Origin of the sequence: Prochlorococcus sp. MIT 1342 (assembly GCF_047304495.1) — a bacterium.
Classification (GTDB): Bacteria; Cyanobacteriota; Cyanobacteriia; order PCC-6307; family Cyanobiaceae; genus Prochlorococcus; species Prochlorococcus marinus_D.
The window spans coordinates 1,460,160-1,479,315 of the sequence record NZ_CP138957.1; the positions used below are offsets into that span (position 1 = coordinate 1,460,160).

Annotated in this window: 13 protein-coding genes; 8 read left to right on the forward strand and 5 right to left on the reverse strand. The window is 50.3% G+C overall.

Annotation, left to right across the window (positions count from 1 at the left end; genetic code table 11):
* Positions 1–4: 4 nt before the first annotated feature.
* Positions 5–1,480, reverse strand: a complete 1,476-nt coding sequence (locus SIB79_RS07530; protein WP_063403506.1) for an apolipoprotein N-acyltransferase — start codon at positions 1,478–1,480, stop codon at positions 5–7.
* Between the two features lie 483 nt (positions 1,481–1,963).
* Here SIB79_RS07530 and SIB79_RS07535 point away from each other — a divergent pair, with 483 nt between their 5' ends.
* From SIB79_RS07535 to sodX, 6 genes are all read left to right on the forward strand, one after another.
* Complete coding sequence (locus tag SIB79_RS07535; protein WP_063403369.1) at positions 1,964–2,431, forward strand: class I SAM-dependent methyltransferase; 468 nt, start codon at positions 1,964–1,966, stop codon at positions 2,429–2,431.
* The gene (locus SIB79_RS07540; protein WP_063403370.1) at positions 2,422–2,688 is read left to right on the forward strand and encodes a hypothetical protein; all 267 of its coding nucleotides are present in this window, start codon (positions 2,422–2,424) and stop codon (positions 2,686–2,688) included. The genes SIB79_RS07535 and SIB79_RS07540 overlap by 10 nt, the downstream gene beginning before the upstream one ends.
* A gap of 30 nt (positions 2,689–2,718) precedes the next feature.
* Positions 2,719–2,919 (forward strand): hypothetical protein, encoded by a 201-nt coding sequence (locus SIB79_RS07545; RefSeq protein ID WP_063403371.1) that lies wholly within the window; start codon positions 2,719–2,721, stop codon positions 2,917–2,919.
* A gap of 101 nt (positions 2,920–3,020) precedes the next feature.
* Positions 3,021–3,653, forward strand: a complete 633-nt coding sequence (locus SIB79_RS07550; protein WP_063403372.1) for an FKBP-type peptidyl-prolyl cis-trans isomerase — start codon at positions 3,021–3,023, stop codon at positions 3,651–3,653.
* Positions 3,654–3,742: 89 nt separating this feature from the next.
* Positions 3,743–4,216, forward strand: coding sequence for a superoxide dismutase, Ni (sodN, locus tag SIB79_RS07555; protein ID WP_063397293.1), 474 nt, complete (start codon positions 3,743–3,745; stop codon positions 4,214–4,216).
* A 10-nt stretch (positions 4,217–4,226) separates the two neighbouring features.
* Positions 4,227–4,583: a nickel-type superoxide dismutase maturation protease gene (gene sodX, locus SIB79_RS07560; protein ID WP_063403373.1), complete on the forward strand. Its 357-nt coding sequence runs from the start codon at positions 4,227–4,229 to the stop codon at positions 4,581–4,583.
* A gap of 20 nt (positions 4,584–4,603) precedes the next feature.
* Here the strand turns inward: sodX and SIB79_RS07565 are convergent, their stop codons facing one another.
* Complete coding sequence (locus SIB79_RS07565; protein WP_063403374.1) at positions 4,604–5,284, reverse strand: hypothetical protein; 681 nt, start codon at positions 5,282–5,284, stop codon at positions 4,604–4,606.
* 104 nt (positions 5,285–5,388) lie between these two features.
* The gene (locus tag SIB79_RS07570; protein ID WP_063403375.1) at positions 5,389–7,674 is read right to left on the reverse strand and encodes a tetratricopeptide repeat protein; all 2,286 of its coding nucleotides are present in this window, start codon (positions 7,672–7,674) and stop codon (positions 5,389–5,391) included.
* 219 nt (positions 7,675–7,893) lie between these two features.
* Here SIB79_RS07570 and SIB79_RS07575 point away from each other — a divergent pair, with 219 nt between their 5' ends.
* Complete coding sequence (locus tag SIB79_RS07575) at positions 7,894–8,340, forward strand: hypothetical protein (RefSeq protein WP_063403376.1); 447 nt, start codon at positions 7,894–7,896, stop codon at positions 8,338–8,340.
* 709 nt (positions 8,341–9,049) lie between these two features.
* Positions 9,050–16,759, forward strand: a complete 7,710-nt coding sequence (locus SIB79_RS07580; protein ID WP_063403377.1) for a YadA-like family protein — start codon at positions 9,050–9,052, stop codon at positions 16,757–16,759.
* Here SIB79_RS07580 and trpC read toward each other — a convergent pair.
* Positions 16,736–17,620 (reverse strand): indole-3-glycerol phosphate synthase TrpC, encoded by an 885-nt coding sequence (gene trpC / locus SIB79_RS07585; protein ID WP_063403378.1) that lies wholly within the window; start codon positions 17,618–17,620, stop codon positions 16,736–16,738. The genes SIB79_RS07580 and trpC overlap by 24 nt on opposite strands.
* A gap of 63 nt (positions 17,621–17,683) precedes the next feature.
* Complete coding sequence (gene lpdA / locus SIB79_RS07590) at positions 17,684–19,153, reverse strand: dihydrolipoyl dehydrogenase (protein ID WP_063403379.1); 1,470 nt, start codon at positions 19,151–19,153, stop codon at positions 17,684–17,686.
* Positions 19,154–19,156: the final 3 nt, after the last annotated feature.

Genomic DNA, 19,156 nt, shown 5'->3' on the forward strand with positions numbered 1-19,156 from the left:
TCAGCTAGGAGCGAACACGCGACCAGCCCAGCCCAACCACTGCAAAGAGCAGCAAGCCGATCAAAGGTGCCTCACGCCAGCGGGTGTAACCGCTGATGCCTTGATGGAGATGCAAATCCGCCAGGCCAACCCCCTCCGTAAAAGGAGCCAGCAGTTGCTGCTGCTTGCCTGTCGCCAAAACCAAAGCAGAGGGGCCTGTGTTCGCAACGCTGAGTAGATCACGGGCGGTTTCGATGCTGCGCAGCTGTGCCAAAGCAATGAACTGCCGCTGCAAGGCCAAGGGATAGGGATCAAGATTGGCTACCGCCAACAACCATTGCGCTCCATCAGCGACGGCCTGGGCTAAAGCAGCCCCATCACTGAGCTCGTAACAAATAGCCACGGCAGCGGTAGGACCTGGCCACTGCAACAAGCGCGAAGCAGCACCAGGTTGAAGACCACCAACAGCTGATAAGCCACGAAAAACACCACCAGGCAAAGCAGGTAGCCATTCCCCCAGGGGCACCAAACGGTGTTTGTCAATGAATGCGGAAGCCAGCCTTGCGCCGCGATCTACCACCAACAAAGCACTGCGTTGCTGACCGCGCAGCCAGCGAAAACCACCGCTGAGCAGGGGGAGAGGAGCCGGCCTGAGCAACACCTCATCAGGGGGGAGAAGGCCTTCTGGAGCCACCAACCAGGCAGCATCAAGCTCCTCAGCTCGATCGAGAGCTTGTTGAAGAGCCTCGGGAAGGCGACGTTGCTGCTCCTCAGAAAACTTGCTGCGCGTAGGGATGGCGGGCTGCCAAGCCGCAACCGAAATGGGTGCGGATGCATCTGTTGAACGCAACAAACTCCAGCCAAAACCATGGGCCAAGAGCAAACACAGAAGCCCCACCAGCAAAGAACGACGCCAACCAACTCCACGACGCCAGGCCAGCGCCATACGCCATAACCACCAACCGATCAGCAGCTGAAGCGTGGCTAAACCTCCAGCCCCAAACCAGCGGGCCAAACCAGCCAAGGCTCGATCACCGGGCAAAAGGCTGCCGCCAACGCCAATCCAAAACAAGGGTGAACGGGCCAACAGCACTTCCGCTAGCCCCCAGATCGATGCCATCAGCAGGGCATGAAACACCTGAGCGCGGATGCCGGATTCTCGCGTTGTCAGATGAGCAATCCAGATTGCCAGGCAAGCCCAAAGCCCCACAAGCAATGCTGCTGCTGCACCGCAAAACAACCAAATTGATGCGGCGATAGGGAAACTCAGCGGTGCAGGCACGCCAACCCAAGTGAGTGGATGCAACGCCAACAACCAGCGATGGCTGAGCAACACAGCCACCAAACCCCAAAGAGAGGCTGCAACTGGAAAGCGACACGCCGACCAAAGCAAGGCCAGGGCCGGTGCCATCCAAAGCAGCCCCCCCTGGGCAAGAGCAATCCCTGCCAAGACACCACCAACCGCCCCCTGCACCAGCGCTAGGGATCGGTCATTGCCCATGGTCAACACCAAACACCAAAGCCATCTTGACGCGATCGGAGAACGTCCACAGGTTGCGATGGATTGAACCAAACCTTTCCAGCAGCTGTTGCTACCGGGCCTTGGCAACAAGAGCTTTGTTGTTAATCGCCTCAGTCATGCCGTGAAGAGATGGAATGAAGCTCAAGTGACATTGAGCATGTGCAAGTCACTCCTTTAGCTTAGATAGAATGAGATAGGAAAGAAAAATATCTTGAACATTCGTGAGCAACAGGATCACTCAAACTGTTCTTTGATCTATTCAGCCACTTTAGGCACTACAGCAGGTTGACGGCAGATGAACAATAGGATCACAACCTAGCTTATTTGATCGGTGCAGCTGGTTTCGATATGCCTTTGGAAGACATTTTTCTTGGTGCCCACATTAAGGATTTTGCCTGCCGACAATCAATTAGCAGTTAACCCTTTAAGCTCATAATTAACTCCTTCATATGATTAAGCCAAATGAATCAAAAGACCAGCATTTCGAGTATGGACTTTGACGGTGACTATGGCCTTCAATATCGATCTTCCATTCGTGGCTCAATTGCTGGTTACGAAACATTTTTGGAGTTAGCCGCAAGCTCCGTAAAATCGCAATGCCAAAAAGCGAGGCATTGTCTTGTAATTGGCCCAGGTGCTGGAGAAGAACTAACGCTTTTACTGCAAGTACTTCCAAAGGCTCAATTTACTTTAGTTGAGCCCAGTGAACAGATGCGTTCGTTCTGCATGAATGAAATAGAAAAAATCAATGCAACTGCACGTTGTTCTTGGATACCAAGCAGCTTGACCAAAGCCAGGGAGGGGTTAACAGCCAAATCATTCGACGCCGTCATCGCTCTCAACCTCATGCATCTTTTCCCGCCAGCGAAACAGATAGAAGCATTTGATCAACTCAGTTCCCTTTCGCACCAGGGGGAGCAATGTTGCTAAGCAGCTACAGCGAAGACCAAAACAAGCTTAGTAATGATCTAATCGTTTCCATCGCTACAGAACGTCTACGCATTCGAGGGCTTAATGAGGAACAAATCAAAATGATTCTTTCAGCTCGCAATCAATCAGTATTTTCTTTTGACCCCATTAATCTACCAAGTAATCCTAAGATCAAAGATTTGGGAGTTCCCTTGCAAATCATGCAAGTAGGCTTGATTCGGATGTGGCTATGGATACGAGAATCAACAGGGGCTTAAGCAAAGAGTGCTCCAGTATTTGTGGTGTGAGTGGTTGTGTCCGTAACCATCAAATTGAATCAACGACAACGCCACGGATATCTAGCTCAGAGGCAGAACAGCACTCACCCCACCCGACCCAACTTTCTTTCATTCAAAGCAGAACAGCAGCGAAAAATCGCAACCCTTCACCTTTCGCTCGACTTAGCCAGCCAGAAAGACGTCGATGAGCTGCACGGCAGGGTCAACTAGCTAGAGCAGCAGCGCAGGCAACTGAAACGGCAGAAATGACCAAAGCAAAGGCGAAAGCTGCATCTCCTGCCAGAATCATGTTGATTGATCATTGAGATTCAGTGCGCGACATCTTCATCAGTGCAGCCGTCTTTGTGGTGTGCGTGGTTGTGGCCTTTGTCAGCCAGATCGTGTCACCCTCAGTTGTGGTCGCCGACAGCAATTTGAATGCCGTGCAGGCGGAGGTGCGAACTGGCGAGCCAGCTGCTTTGAGCATGGCAGTGCTTGAACTCGACCCCGACGATCCCAACCCAACACTATTCAAGATGGCGATCAACGGCTCCAAGGCAGATGCTGCTGAAATCGATGCCGCGCAAGCCAATGCCTCAGCCCTTGGCGACCCAATCGAAGCAGAACCATCCCAACTAACAGCCAGTGGTCTAAGCATCACTGACCTCAAGATCGGCGATGGCCCGGAGGCCACAGCAGGCCAAACCGTTTCCGTGAACTACCGCGGCACACTGGAAAATGGCCAGGAATTCGACAGCAGCTACAAACGTGGGCCGTTCGAGTTCCCCCTCGGTGCTGGACGAGTGATCAAAGGCTGGGATGAAGGCGTTGCTGGCATGAAGGTGGGCGGCAAGCGCAAGCTGGTCATCCCCCCAGAGCTTGGCTACGGAAGCCGCGGCGCAGGCCGTGTCATCCCTGGCAACGCCACGTTGATTTTCGAAGTCGAACTCCTGGGCATCAAATGATCTAAAGGCTGAATAGAAAATCAAATCAAAAGCGAACCCAATTAGCAATCAGCCTGGGTAGGCTCAGCTTGGCTTTCTCTACCTGCCAGATGTTGCGCTCGGCACTTTCCACACTTCACAGCAACCTGCCGGCCTCTTCGGTCCAGGCTCACTGTGATGGCCCTTGCGGCGTTTACGATCCCGCCTCGGCAAGAGTCTCAGCTGAAGCTGTCGTATCGATGACCAAAAAGCTGCTCGAACTGCAGCCTCCCTCAGGCAACGATCCGGCTGCTTGGGCGGCTTACAACAACACCTTCTCCCGCTTCGTCGCCATCAAGGAAGAACAAGCTCAGCAAACCAAGAACGAGCTTCTGATCCTCTGGACGGATTATTTCAAGCCAGAGCATCTGGCAACTTTCCCGAATCTGCATGACATCTTCTGGAAAGCGGCCAAGCTCTGCAGCGCCTGCAAGGTGAACATCGATCAATCCAAGGCAGATGAACTGATCAAAGCTGTGGAAGCCATTCACACGATGTTCTGGAAATCCAAGGGTCGCAATGACGCCTGGGTGAGAGCCAGTTAAGCCAACAAACATGATGCCAACAGCGAACTGGCGTTCGCTGTTCCTGCTGCTTTCAGGTCTTCGTCGCCACGCTCGTGTCGATGGAGACTCAATGAGCCCCAGCCTTGCCCCTGGCGACCTGGTGATCTTTCAACCGATCACCAGCGATGACAGGCGGCTCAAGCCAGGCTGTGTTGTGGTTGTCCGTCATCCATTGAAACCAGCCACCCTGCTGATCAAACGCCTTATTGCAATCAACAATTCCGGGCTGGAACTACGTGGTGACAACCAGCAAGCAAGCACAGACAGCCGACATTTCGGTTTGGTGAATCGCGACAGCCTGCTTGGCATCGCTGAATGCGTATGGCGTGTTCCCTTCAGCGCATAAGAACCCAGCAGATTAGGCAATCAAAGAAGCTGAGGGGATGTTTTCTGCAACCAAAAGAAGCCCGTAATGATCGATAGCCCACCGGTTGATCCAACCAGCAAGGGCAAGGCACGACGCCCCACACGCAATGTGGCTAAGGAAATCGCACCAACAACGGCAACCATCGCTGCGATGGAACCCAACAGATAAGCCGCCATATAGATCAAAGCCCCAAGAGGAGGCAGGGCCAGCGCGGGAATCACTGCAATTAGATGGCTGGCCCCAGCCAAGCCATGAAGGAGGCCAAGACTGCTTGCTGCATGAGCATGTCGCCCGTGCTGGTGTCGCCCACGCAGATGCAGGTGCACATGTTGATGGTCATGGGCGTGACCATAGTTGTGCTGATGAGTGTGCTGATGGGTGTGGATATCCAGGCCAAGAGCAGTACGAATCGCCATCGCTCCAACCACAAGCAACGCCACTCCCACGCAGAATTCGGCCCAGGAGGACATGCGCTCGATATGAACAAGGTCTTTCAAAACAATGGCCATGGTTGAAAGAACCAGAACACCTGTTGAATGGCCAATCCCCCAAGCAAGGCCACTGCGTAATGCCGTAGCCGGCTTACGCAATGCGCTCGGTGCGATGGCAACAAGATGATCAGCACCACCCACCACATGAAGGGCTCCAGCAGCGAAGCCCGTGAGGATGCTGATCAGCATGAAATCGAAACAGTCAAGAGAAAGTCTGACGGATTGAGAATGGAATTGCGCTGATGCCACTGCTAAAGAGATCAGGCTCTACAAACATTGTCGGCAAGCTCTGCTCATGCATGGGCCTTGAACCGTTCGTCGCGCAGAGAAGCAAGGAAGTCAACAAAACAGTCGCTTACCTCTTGATCAGCAAATAAGCGCTGCGAACGTTCGTTAATCAGAGATCTCATCTGATTGGCGAAGTCGTCATCTTGTAATAAGCGAATAGAAATATCCACATACTCTTCTCTTGAAGAAGCAATCAGTTCAGGCAACTCAAGAACCTCGAGCATCGCCAATGTGTGTCGGCCTCGCATAAAAGCTGTTGGCATCGAAACAACAGGACAACCCCTTGAGAATGCTTGAAATGAGCTGTTGCCACCATTCCAATCAATCGTGTCTAGAGAATGATGAGCGATATCAAAAAACGCCACATAATCGGCGTACTCAAGCCGATGCAAAAAGCGAAGGTGTTGATCCGCGTCAAGGCCTACATCAGCAAAGCGAATCTGGAGACGGTGATAGAGACGATCGGAAACGGAGGGATGCCCCATATGAGCGACAAACAGAATTAAGGCATCCGGGGAGCGGCGGCAGATCTCAACAAACGTACAATCGTTGCGTGGATGATATTTAAACGTGCTCTGCAGACTCAAGAGCAAAGGACGATCTGCTGGAAGCTCAAAACGGCTACGAAGGTTATCGCCTTGATGCACACTCAGTGGTACTGGATAATTCAGACCAGTACGAGGTAATAACACCAATCGCTCGCTGTAATAAGAGGCGGCATCAGCCGATTCCATTCCCGCGCCACTGAGGTAGTAATCAATGCATTCCGATCCAGTCGTGATCGGATGACCCCAACCAACAGCCTGATAACGAGCCAAGCGAACACTGGCGGCGATACGACTAGCTGGATGCATGCCAACATCTGGAATCAATAAAAAATCCAGATCATCAGCTCGGATCTGTTGCACAACTGCTTCAGCAGTTTCCGGCGTTAACGACAATTTGCGGTAACAACCAAGAGCAGCGAATCGCTGGGAGACTTCATCCTCATCCTCACCTAGGTTGTAGGCATAAACATCGTAAGCAGGGTTATCGCGCAAAGGGTTCAACCAACCAAGCGCCCAGAATGAGCCATTGTGATTGCGTAGGTGAGGTGAAAGAACTCCTACACGTAAAGGCTTTGAGTCATCGCCTTGATTAGGCTCAAGGGGAAGCATATATGACGCGAGCCTGGGTTTAAGAATGCGTTTAAAAACCTCTGCGAGTTTGATCTGAAGAGGGAGGTCATCCTCCATCTGATAAGACAAATAAAAGCTCGTCAATCCCCAACAATGGGAATAGATATCCTCATAAAATGGATCATCTTGGCTGAAGCCATCAAGCTGATCCAAAAGTAAATCAATAGCATCATTATAGCGAGATCGCCACTGATTAACATCTAGCTCCGATTCATAAACAATCGGCAAAATATAAAGACTAACCATCGTCTGCAAGCGTTTGTCTTCAAGACTGTCTGCAAACGCAAAGGCTTGTTGATGGAGGCCAAGTTCCAAATAACAACTCATCAAGCCTTGAATGCCTGTTGCCCGTTGCATAGGGCCAATCGGAAGCTCAAGAAACTTCTCAAACTCCTCAATGGCTAAGTCATGTTTTTTGACAGTAACCAGTGCCTGAGCAAGGTTTTGACGGCAATGATCCGAAGACGCGTCTGCAGTCAGTCCTAAACGATACGTCGCGATGGCCTTCTCTTTCTGATCTAAACCCGCAAGACATAGGCCGAGATTATTCAAAGCATCTGGATAGGCTGGCTGAACCTGCAGACAAAGACGGTAAGCCTCGCAAGCTTCTGGAAGGCGATTGAAATGGCGCAGTAGGTTCCCCAAAGCAAACGATGCTTTGTAATAATCAGGAACATCAACAAGCAACTTGCGCATACACTCTTCGGCCTGCGCATATTGTTCATATTCATACAATGCCAAGGCATAATTATGCCGACATTCAACAAATTCTGAATCGATCTTTAAAGCAGCTTGATAAGCCTCTAATGCTAACTCATATGAATTGATTGCACGCAGTGAATTTGCTCGATTAAAAACAACAAATTTAGAATTGAAGCCTTGCTTCTCGGCTAAATCAAAGCAGTCAAGTGCCTGTTGATGAAGCCCTAAAAGATGAGAAGAGAGGCCAAGCAGATAAGCCTCCTCACCATTCAAAGATTGAAGAGCACGAAGCGATAGCTCATCATGAACTGCCTGAGCCTGACCTTCGAGAAGAAACTGGTAAAAAAGATCAAGCCCAGCACTTGGCTGATTATGAGCAGACCAACCAACAGGAACCTCAGCGAGGGGCATCAGGAGCAAGGTTTAACAACTCAAGGATACTGGAAGTAAGCCACAGGCTGCATGATGAAAAGAACAAGAGCCCTGAAGGGAAAAGACAGGTAAATACTCAGAGCAAGAAAGGTGATCAATTGATCAGAATCGCTAGCATTAGCAATGCTTCAAGAACAGGCGAATAAGACTCATGCTAGCCTCTTCACCAAAAGATCAATCCCACACTAAGGCTATAGCATGTCAAGCAAATCTACATTTACAGCGCTAGCACTTACAACCCTTATCATCCCAATCAATAGTGCCCATGCAGCAAAGATTGAAGGTGGGGAGATGATCTCACAGGCAAGGCCTTTGAGCAGCATTAGCTCAACAACAATTGGACTCAATGAATTCAGAGACTTGAGAGATGTGACCACTTTAAATTTATGCTATTCGTTATCGAAGAAAGTCGATTACCAACCAGCAGCTGCAGCATCATTAGCTGCGATGACGAAGCTGATCACTGAACGCTACAAAGGGAAAGTGAGCGGCATGCCTGCGACTGCAAACACAACCACAGGCTTAAAGAATTGGATTGCAGGCAACATACTTGTCAAAGCCTCATTAGTATGCCCTAAGAATCTTCCAGCCACAGAACTTGAAGTTGCCAGAAAAATCAAACAAGCAGCGAAGACAAGCCCATAACATTAACTACTAATAAGAACGAGTGAACAGCCACAAGAAGATAAATCATGCCTTGCCGCTAGCGAGGAAATACAATCAGAAGCTATTATAAAATACCTTGGCTTCAAGAGGAGGGCTTCATTAAGTGTAATCAATAAGCAGCAGAAGATCGAAAATATTTAAATCAACGTCATCAAATCAGAAGGATCAAAACAAACAATTAAGGCAACTACTGAATCAAGTCCTTGGAAGGAATGCAAACTTATGCGATCCTCAAATAGACCCAGTAGCACAAAGGGCACATGTTAAAATAGGATGTTATCCTACAAGCAATGACTCTGACAAGTTAAGCTTTCATTCTTACTTCAAGAGTTGATTTATCTTTTAGCATATGCATGATTTGGCCGGTGGCTCACGTGACTATGTGACCATATCACCTGCTTCAATTCCTATCTCTTCTTTAAATCTTTTTAAGTTATGAGATTTTTATGTTTGTTCTCTAAGAGCCTCAATCGAACTCTAAAGCATTACAATTTTGTCTTGCAATTTATCAATTATTTTAGCATTCTCTTCTTCCTTGCCTGTAACACTTTGATTAATGCTGATACAACCAAAGCCACAAGATCCACTTCAGCTATCTACTAAGGCAATAAAAATATATGGTCTTAATTATATTTTTATAATTTGCAATTATTATCAGGTTAGAATTCGTTGATTTTAGCATTATCCAATGAACTGGTTCAGAGCTGGAATTGTTGCAGTTGGCGGGGGCTTGCTTGCTGCTCTTCCTGGGAATGCGCAGGTTTATGGTTTATGCGGGGTCGGAGAAACAAGTATCAAAGGAGAAGCCAGTATTGAAGGCGAGGTAAACATTAGTGGGATTGCAAATATTGAAAGTGCAGAATTGGCAGAATTCTCTATCGCTGGAACCATTGACTGCGGAGGAATATGCGGAGGCGGCGGAGAAGCAGAAGGCGCGGGAGAACTTACAGCACTCAATGCAGAAGGATTCAATGCTGAGGCAACTGGAGATTTCAACGCAAACGGCGCTGAATTTAGTGTAGAGACAGAAGCGGATTTCTCAGCGAAAAGTTGTGGCCTTGGTAATGGCTACGCAACTCTCGATGGAAAAGCCGTTGAATTGGCATTAGCCGTAGGACCAGCTACAGCGGAGGGAATATCAAGCGTAGCGATTGGATATACTGCTTCAACTGATGAAGTCGCTGAAGGTGCTGTCTCAATAGGTTATGGGGCGACAGCTCAAGGAATAGGGGCTGTTGGAATAGGAGACGCAGCAAAGGCGCTTGGTGAAGCATCTGCTGCAATTGGCCCAGGGGCTATGACATTCTCGGATGCTACTGGTGCGTTGGCATTCGGAAGTAAAGCAAAGGTCTTTGCCACTGATGCGATGGCATTTGGAAGTGCAGCAACGGCGTATGGCACTGGTGGTGTCTCAATAGGTACAGGGGCAGCAGCTGACGGAGCTGGCGCTACTGCAATTGGAGATGGAGCAGGGGCGCTCGGGGTAGCATCTGTTGCAATTGGCCAAGGAGCTAAAACTGCAAATGATGCCACTGCTCAGGTGGCATTTGGAAGTAAAGCAATGGCGCTTGCCACTGATACTGTCTCAATAGGTACAGGGGCGGAAGCTGACGGAGTAGGCGCTACTGCAATAGGTAGTCAGGCAGATGCGACTGGTGAAGCAGCTATCGCAATCGGAACTTCTTCAAAAGCTTTTGCGGAAGAATCTGTAGCTTTTGGCACAAATAATACTGTATACGGCACAAGCATTGGATCTATTGCAATCGGTGTAGGGAATGCAATCATTACGTCCCCTAGTTCAGTCGCCTTTGGTGAAAAGATCACTATCGACACATCACCCTATTCAGTGGTGCAAGGGTACGATAGTAGTTCAAGAAATGGAGACAATAATTTTGTCGCAGGAAACAGGTCAAAAAACGCAGAAGGCAGCAAAAATCTGATCATAGGAAATGATTTAGACAATATTACCGGAAGCTACAACATAATTCAAGGAAATAATAATACAAATTGGGCAGGCAGCTACAACATGATTAATGGAAATGAGAATAAAAACTTTGCAGGCAGCTACAACATACTTAATGGCAACTCTGTTGAGAACACAACAGGATCTGAAAACCTCATTCAAGGAAACCACGTATACAATTTAAGTGGAGACAATAATATTATGATGGGTAATAATGTAAAAAATACGCTTGGAAGCAGTAACATAATCATGGGAAATGATATTATCAATGCGGGCACTGGGAGTGTCCTGATGGGTAATAAAGTTAGATCATTAGGAGCTGCAAACGTTGCTATCGGCAACGTTGCTGTTGTAGGAGCTACTACAACATCAATAGCAATTGGAAATCTCACAGCAGTTGGCGCAGGAGCCTCAGCCTCTATCGCTATGGGGAATACAGCGGAAGTTGGCGTAGATGCCATAGGGGCAATCGCAATTGGAAATCTTGCACTCGTTGATACAGGCGCAATGGGAAGTATCGCGATGGGAAATAATGCACAGGCCATGCTCGGGACCAATCAGATTGCTATCGGCAATGATGTGAAAGTAAAAGGAGATTCAGTAATCTCTATCGGAGACAATTCAACATCGACTGCAGACGGCGCTATCAGTATTGGTGCGGATACCGAGGCAAGTGGAACAGATGCTTTGGCGATGGTTCTTGCAAAAGCAAGCGGTAAGTACTCGATTGCCATTGGTTCGGAAAATGCTAAGGCAACAGAAGAAAGTGCTATTGCCTTAGGTACAGCAGCAGCAGCTACTGGGAATAACGCGATTGGGATAGGTGCTGAATCAAGTGCATCGGCTACTGAAGCTATTGCATTAGGTGCAGGCTCAAACGCATATGGAGATGGTGCAATCTCTATTGGAGCTGAATCCTTAGCCAAACAAATAGGGTCTATTACTATTGGCGAAGAATCAAATAGTGATGGTGAATACAGTATTGCATTGGGTGCTGAAAGCGATGCTCAGGGTGACAACGGGATTGCTCTAGGTTTCGATTCAGCAATATCAGAAAATTATGCAATCGCGATTGGAGCAAGTTCAAAAGCTAGCGGAATAGAAGCGACTGCTTTGGGTGCTGGAGCAAATGCCTATAGCAATAGCTCCATATCCATTGGTGCAGATTCAGAAGCAAATGAAGTTAATGCGATAGCTTTTGGAACCGAATCAGTTTCCAGCGGAAGTGAAGCAATTGCTATCGGAACTGAATCTGCCTCCAGCGGAAGTCAAGCAATTGCTATAGGTGTTGATTCGATTGCGAAATCATCCAACGTGATTGCATTTGGGACAGAAGCAAATGCTTCGAGTACGAATGCGATTGCGATCGGTAAAACATCAAAGGCTTCAGGTGAAAATGGTGTAGCCCTTGGTCTGAGTTCAACCGCATTCGGAGATACCTCTACAGCTCTAGGTGTCAAGGCAAACGCCCAAGCGATAAACTCAATCGCAATTGGCAAAAATGCCAATGTTTCATCAACAACTGCCACTGACGCAATCGCTCTTGGTTCTTCATCAAGTGCTTCAGCAACTGGTGCTACTGCTCTTGGCTCTAGTTCCAATGCGCTCGCAGCTGGCTCTATAGCACTCGGGCAAGAAGCAAACGTTAGTAGTTCTACTGCTGATGAAGCAATTGCTATTGGTGCTTCTGCACAATCAACTACTGAGGAGGCAATTGCCCTTGGTCATCAAGCAAAGACAACTGCAGTAGAAGCCATAGCGATCGGAACCGGTGCAGAAGCTTCCAGCTCAGATGCTATTGCTCTTGGAACACGCTCAACATCACAAGCGCCTAGTTCTATCGCTATTGGTGAATATGCAACTGTCAAATCTTTGCTTGATAGTACTGGTAGCTGTGTCATTACTGATGACGACGGTTGTGTCGCCCCAGCAGATGCAATCGCTATTGGTTCTTCATCAACTGCATCAGCAATAAGTGCTACTGCTCTTGGTGCAAGTGCTAATGCATCAGCCAACGGAGCTCTTGCTTTAGGCAGTCTCGCCAATGCATCCGGTGCAAACGCAATCGCGATTGGATACGACAGCGCAGCCACATACGCCAATTCATTCGTGCTTGGCACGGAAGCCGTCGCAGAAGGTATCAATGCTGGCGCCATTGGTGCTGGAGCACAGTCCATCAGCACCGATGCCATGGCTGTTGGTGTTGGCGCCACTGCCAGCAACACAAGCTCTTTTGCTCTTGGCACTGGTGCAACATCCTCTGGCATTGATTCAGCTGCTTTTGGTGTTGACGCCACCGCGAACGGCACCAATGCCATTGCCGTTGGCACCAATTCCATCTCAAGCGGCACCAATGCCCTCGCTTTTGGTGCTGGTGCTCTCGCCGATCAACCCAACTCCTTTGTTGTTGGTGCTGCTGCGCAAGCCTGTGGCGTCAATGCTGGTGCTCTTGGTGCTGCTGCCAATGCCTATGGAGCCAATTCCATAGCTATTGGCGTTAAATCACAGGCCAATGGCGTCAATGCCACTGCTGTTGGCGTGATCGCCTATGCAAAAGAAGAAGGAGCCATGGCCCTTGGCACCAATGCACAAGCCATTGGCACAAGCACAACTGCTGTTGGCATTAATTCCATCGCCACCGGCGCTAACAGTCTTGCTGCTGGTGCAGGCGCCAATGCCTACGGCACCAATTCCACCGCCTTAGCCTTCCAAGCCAATGCCCAAGGCAATAACGCCGTTGCACTTGGCGTAGAAGCAAACGCCACTGGCACCAGTGCCATGGCCTTTGGTACCCTCTCACAAGCCACAAACACCAATGCCACCGCGATTGCACCTGGAGCCAGTGCCAACGGTGCTAATTCCATCGCCATTGGCGTGATCGCCAAAGCCAGCGGACAAAATGCTCAATCCTTTGGTGTCAATGCCAATGCATCGGGCATCAATGCCGTTGCCATCGCTAGTAGCGCCAATGCTCAAGGTGATGACGCCATGGCTATCGGTGTTCTCTCCAAATCAACTGGCACCAATGCCATTGCTTTTGGAACCAGTGCCAATGCCTCCGCCAATGGCGCCATGGCCTTTGGTTCAGCTGCCAATGCCTCAGAGCTCGACAGCATGGCCATTGGTGTTAATGCCATCGCTAGTGCTAACAACGCCACCGCCGTTGGTCACAGTGCACTCGCCTCTAGCAACAACGCCATGGCGCTTGGTCTCTTCTCTGAGGCCTCTGGTGATGTTGCCGTTGCTATCGGCATGAATGCTGTTGCAAATAGTTCAGAAACTCTTGCGGCTGGTGCCTACTCAGCCGCTACAGGAAAAAATGCTATCGCTATTGGCACTTCAGCGAATGCGGCCTTTAGCAATTCCATGGCTATTGGCACAACAGCCCAAGCCGCAGCCATCAATTCCATGGCCCTCGGTACTCGCGCTTCTGCTGAAACACTCGATGCCTTTGCCGCTGGCCTAGAAGCAACCGCCAATGGTATTAATTCCATGGCTCTTGGCATGCTCTCCACTGCCTCTAATACCAACGCCTTGGCCTTTGGCAGCTTTGCGACTGCCACAGGCGCCAATGCCATGGCAACAGGCACCAATTCTTTGGCCAGCGGAACTGATTCCATTGCCAGTGGCGTTGGCAGCCGCGCCAATCAAACCATGGCGATTGCCTTTGGTCCCTTTTCCAAAGCAACAGGAGAAGAAGCCATGGCTCTTGGACCCTATGCAGAAGCCAGCGGTGATGGCGCTCTCGCCAGTGGCGCCAAGAGTATTGCTTCTGGAGCCAACTCCATTGCTATTGGCTCAAATTCCCAATCCACTGGCACCGATTCCTTCTCTGCCGGCTACAACTCTTCTGCTACTGCAGCTAATGCTATCGCCCTCGGCAGTTCAGCCACGGCTAACGCTGTTGGTGCCTACGCAGCTGGTTTGCAAGCAACAGCTTCTGGGGCTAATGCCATGGCATTCGGCACCCTCTCAACAGCCACCAATACTGATTCATGGGCTGCTGGCTTTAATGCACAAGCCACTGGCATCAATGCCACTGCTCTTGGCAACCATTCTCTCTCCTCTGGTCTTGATTCCTTTGCTTCTGGTGTTAGCAGTCAAGCCACTGCAGCAAACAGCCTTGCCTTTGGCACCTTTGCACTTGCCTCGGGCGATACCGGTTCTGCTATCGGCTACAAAAGTTCAGCACTTGGTAACAACAGCATCGCCATTGGCAGCCTCTCCTCTGCAACCGGCACTGACTCAGCCGCTTTTGGCTACTCAGCAACCACCACATCATCCAATGATCTCGCCATCGGCACAAATGCTGTCGCTGGTGGCCCCCATGCCATAGCACTCGGTAGTAGCGCTAACGGTTATGGCGATGGAGCTATCGCCGTGGGCTACAACGCCTCTGCATCAGGAACCAATGCCATTGCTCTTGGTCGAGATGCCTATGCAGCCGGCAACAATGCCTTTGCTCTTGGAGTTAATGCTGTTGCCGATGGTGATGATGCCTTTGCCTTTGGTGATGGCGCTGATATCACATATGGCGCCACGGATGCCCTCGCAAGCGGTACTGGCGCAAAAGTCACAGGAGAGGATGCCTCCGCCTATGGCTTTGACTCCAAATCACTCAGCGCCAATGCCTATGCCTATGGCACCAAGTCTGTTGCCATGGCACCAAACGCCATCGCCTCTGGCACGCAGTCTGCGGCAAGCCAAGATGATGCCATCGCCGTTGGTACTGATGCAACATCTCGGGGTGTTGATGCCATCGCCATTGGCTCCTCTTCCATTGCAGGTAAAGACGCAACCAGAGCCATTGCCGTTGGTGATAACAGCTACGCCAAAGAAGAAAATGCTGTTGCTGTTGGTCCCTTGGCTTATGCAAAAGGCGTCAACTCCTATGCCTCAGGTTCTGGTGCTGTCGCCAAAGGTGACAACGTTATTGCTATTGGCGCAGGTGCACAAGCAACTGGAACTGCCAGCTCTTCTTTAGCCTTAAACAATCCCAACCCTCTCGCTTTAGGGCTTGCACTCACCGGTTCTGCAGATACCCCGGCATCAAGACGCACCAGAATTAGTGCCACCGTTGGTGATGGCACCAATCTCATCGCCCTTGGGGCTAGTGCAACAGCCACTGGAGAAGGCGCTTCTGCAATCGGTGAACAATCAAGTGCAACAGGCAAGCAAGCAATCGCCTTTGGTAGCGAATCGAATGCCAGTGCTGAAAATGCCATCGCTATTGGTAGCAAGTCTGATGCCAGCGCTAACAAAACCATCGCCCTTGGTAAGCACGCACAGGCTCTACAAAAAGAAGCCACTGCCATCGGCAAAGATGCCAAAGCATCCGACTATCAAACGCTTGCTATCGGCAGCCAAGCTGATGCCTCAGCCAATCAAGCAATCGCTTTTGGTCAACAAGCCACTGCCAGTGGTGAACGCTCAATCGCGTTTGGCAGAAAAGCACAAGCCAACAAAAAGCATTCCATGGCCATTGGCTATGAAGCCAAAGCCACCAATCACAACTCAACTGCGATTGGCTACAAAGCCAGAACATTCCACGACAATCAAGTCGCCATCGGCAATCAAGATGATCGCTATGTCATGCCTGGTTTGGCGTCTCGCAAAAATGGCAAACAGTTTTGGGCTAATTCACGCTTCCAAGATGGTGGCGAGAAGAGATTTGTCAGCACCGATTCCAACGGCAATCTTGGTACCACCTCTTTCTCCGTAGAAGACTTAAGGCGCTCCATTCAAGGTGTTGCGGCCTCTACTGCTGCTCTAGCCAGCCTGCCGCAAAGCACTCTGCTGCCTGAGGAAACCATTCGCTGTGGCATTGGTACTGGTTATTACGGCTCGCAAGGCGCTGGTGCCTTTGGTTGTGCTGCTAAAGCCAATGAAAGACTCTTCTTTAATTTCGGTGGTGCTCTCTCTGCTGGCCCCTATTTCAATGGCTCGATTGCAGCAAAACTTGGCGTCTCCTGGGGATTTGGTGGTAGTAGCGCTAATCAAGGTGTCACAAACAAAGAAGAGCTCGATGCGACCAATGTTGAACTCGAGCAACTAAGAGAAGAAATTAACGAACTCAAGAGCCGCATCAAGCAAGATGTTGATGCCCAATTAGCCTCTGGGGAACCAATCAACATCTCCGCCGATTTAAGAAATCTACAAGATGAAATCAAAGACAAAAAGCAAGCGGAGCGAAATCTCCTTGATCGCATCCAGCAACAAGATAAGCAAATAGCCAATCAAAATAAGGAACTTAAAGAAACTCGCCAAGACCTCAACCTCGCTCGCAATGAGCTCAAAGAGCAACGGCTCATTCTTAACTCACAGCAAGTTAAGATCAACCTCTTACTGCGCCAATTCAACGCCACAATTCCTCAAGTCAAAGAGAAAGAATTATCAGCCCTGACCACACCCTCAGCCTCCAATCAGCTTCCGTAAGCCAACACAAACATCCGACTGACGCATCAGGGCTTCTCCTACCAACACAGCTTCAGCGCCTACTGCCTGAACCCTGTCCAAATCAGCGCGGTTAAACAAGCCCGATTCACTCACCAACAAGACACCCTGCTGCTGCAATCGAGTAGCGAATTGCTTGCTCAGTATTTCAGTCGTTTCAAGGTCTGTCTCAAAAGTGGTGAGATCGCGATTGTTGATGCCAATCAGTGGGAAACCACCAAGGTTGAGAACCCGTTCAAGTTCCTCAGCATCATGCACTTCCACCAAGACAGTGAGGCCAAGGCTGTTGGCCACCTTGCTCAAATACGTTAGATCCTGATCAGAGAGAATCGCCACAATCAACAAGACAGCATCCGCACCTGCAGCACGAGCCTGATAAAGCTGATATGGCGTGAGAATGAAGTCCTTACATAAAAGCGGTAGTCCAACCGTCTGCCGCACCTCAACAAGCACCTCAAATCCACCCTGAAAGAAGCTCTTGTCGGTCAGCACAGACAAGCAACTCGCACCACCTTCCGCATAGGCATTGGCGATCACAACAGGGTCAAAGTCCGCGCGGATCACACCTTTACTGGGGCTGGCCTTCTTGACTTCAGCAATCACTGCCGGCGCCACCGAAGCCTGACGCAAGGCAGCAATGAAATCTCGAGGGATGGGCAAGTCTGCGATCTGAGATTTAAGCGTCTCTAGAGGTACGCGCTGTCGTGCCGTCTCAACTTCACGGTCCTTCTCCCAAACAATCTTCTCAAGAATGTGGCGCGGCTCAGCATCGTCGTGAGGAATGGCGTACTCCAAATGAGCCACCTTGATACTTGGATTGGGCGGACGTCGACGGATCTCCATAAGGTGACAATGCAATGAACAACAGTGAGCCGCAGGGCTAAGACCTGCTTGAAGAACAGCGGCCTAGACAGCGCCGGCCGATGCAACAACCGCCTTGGCCAGCTGTTTGGCCGCCTGCTTATAGGCCACTTCCACCACTTCACTCAGGGTGGGATGGGTATGCACTTCATAGGCCAATTGAGCCACGCTCTGTCGACGTGCCACCGCATTGGCTACCTCCTGAATCAAATCGGCGGCATGCAATCCATAGATGTGAGCACCAAGAACTTCACCGCTGTCTTTGCGGAACAACAACTTCATCAATCCATCACTCTCCAGCTCTGCTAGTGCTTTGGAATTGGCCTTGAAGTAGCTGCGCACACTACCCAACTCAAACCCATCCTTGGCAGCAAGCTCTTTAGCATCAGCTTCACTCAACCCCACCGAGCTGATCTCCGGATGAGTGAAGGTCGCCGCTGGAATGCTGCGGTAATCAATCGTGCGGGAGTGCCCCTGGATGTTGTCGACAGCCAACGTGCCCTGTGCTGCGGCTGTATGGGCCAACATCAGCTTGCCAGTGACATCCCCGACGGCCCAAAGATGAGGCAGCGGCTTTCCGTTAACCAATACCCTCATGCTGTCGTCGATCGGAACAAAGCCGCGATTGGTCTCCACACCAACCGACTCAAGATTGAGCCCCTTGCTACTAGGGACTCGACCAGTAGCAACGAGCACCGCATCCACCTCCAAGCTATCCACCAGCTCACGGCTTTTCATCTCGGCCAGTTCGATCCTTACCGGGCAGCCAGGGATCACCTTGCTAGCCAGCACACCAGCACGTGCATCGATGTCACGTCCATCAATCAAATGCCGAGCTGCCATCTTGGTGATGTCGGGATCAAAGGTTGGCATGACCCGGTCCAACGCCTCAATCATCGTGACTTCACAGCCGAGAGCCGTATAAACATCGGCAAATTCAAGGCCGATATAACCACTGCCGATAATTGCAATCCAACGCGGCAGCCATTCCAAGTTCACGGCTTCATCACTGGTAAAAACCGTGCGTCCATCGGTTTCAATCCCAGGGGGCACAAATGGATCAGAGCCTGTGGCAAGGATCACATCCCTAGCAGTGAGCAGCCGATCCACACCACTTTTCTCTCTCAAGCCAATTCGCTGGCTTCCCTCCAATCGTCCATGCCCACGCAGAATCGTGACACCAGCCCGCTGCAGCGTTTTGGTGAGGTTGCTACGAATCGTGGCCACCAACTGGTTGGCATGGTCAGCAATCTTCTGACGTTCAAAACGCACCGGTGCAGCATGGATGCCGAAACCAGATAGATGTTCAGCATCAGCCAGCTCACGCACCCTTCCACTGGCAGCAAGCAATGCCTTAGAGGGCACACAGCCTCGATTAACGCAAGTGCCGCCCATATCACCTGATTCCACAATCGCCACCTTGAGGCCATCATCAGCCGCATGCTTGGCGGCATCAAAACCGCCGTAACCAGCACCGATCACGATCACATCGAAGTCGAAACTGGCTTCGCTCATCCG

Excerpts from the sequence above, each read along its gene's own strand:
- SIB79_RS07535 (WP_063403369.1), top strand. The coding sequence starts at position 1,964 with ATGAATCAAAAGACCAGCATTTCGAGTATGGACTTTGACGGTGACTAT.
- SIB79_RS07530 (WP_063403506.1), bottom strand. The coding sequence starts at position 1,480 with ATGGGCAATGACCGATCCCTAGCGCTGGTGCAGGGGGCGGTTGGTGGT.
- SIB79_RS07580 (WP_063403377.1), top strand. The coding sequence starts at position 9,050 with ATGAACTGGTTCAGAGCTGGAATTGTTGCAGTTGGCGGGGGCTTGCTT.
- SIB79_RS07565 (WP_063403374.1), bottom strand. The coding sequence starts at position 5,284 with ATGCTGATCAGCATCCTCACGGGCTTCGCTGCTGGAGCCCTTCATGTG.
- sodX (WP_063403373.1), top strand. The coding sequence starts at position 4,227 with ATGATGCCAACAGCGAACTGGCGTTCGCTGTTCCTGCTGCTTTCAGGT.
- SIB79_RS07540 (WP_063403370.1), top strand. The coding sequence starts at position 2,422 with ATGTTGCTAAGCAGCTACAGCGAAGACCAAAACAAGCTTAGTAATGAT.
- lpdA (WP_063403379.1), bottom strand. The coding sequence starts at position 19,153 with ATGAGCGAAGCCAGTTTCGACTTCGATGTGATCGTGATCGGTGCTGGT.
- sodN (WP_063397293.1), top strand. The coding sequence starts at position 3,743 with ATGTTGCGCTCGGCACTTTCCACACTTCACAGCAACCTGCCGGCCTCT.
- SIB79_RS07570 (WP_063403375.1), bottom strand. The coding sequence starts at position 7,674 with ATGCCCCTCGCTGAGGTTCCTGTTGGTTGGTCTGCTCATAATCAGCCA.
- SIB79_RS07575 (WP_063403376.1), top strand. The coding sequence starts at position 7,894 with ATGTCAAGCAAATCTACATTTACAGCGCTAGCACTTACAACCCTTATC.
- trpC (WP_063403378.1), bottom strand. The coding sequence starts at position 17,620 with ATGGAGATCCGTCGACGTCCGCCCAATCCAAGTATCAAGGTGGCTCAT.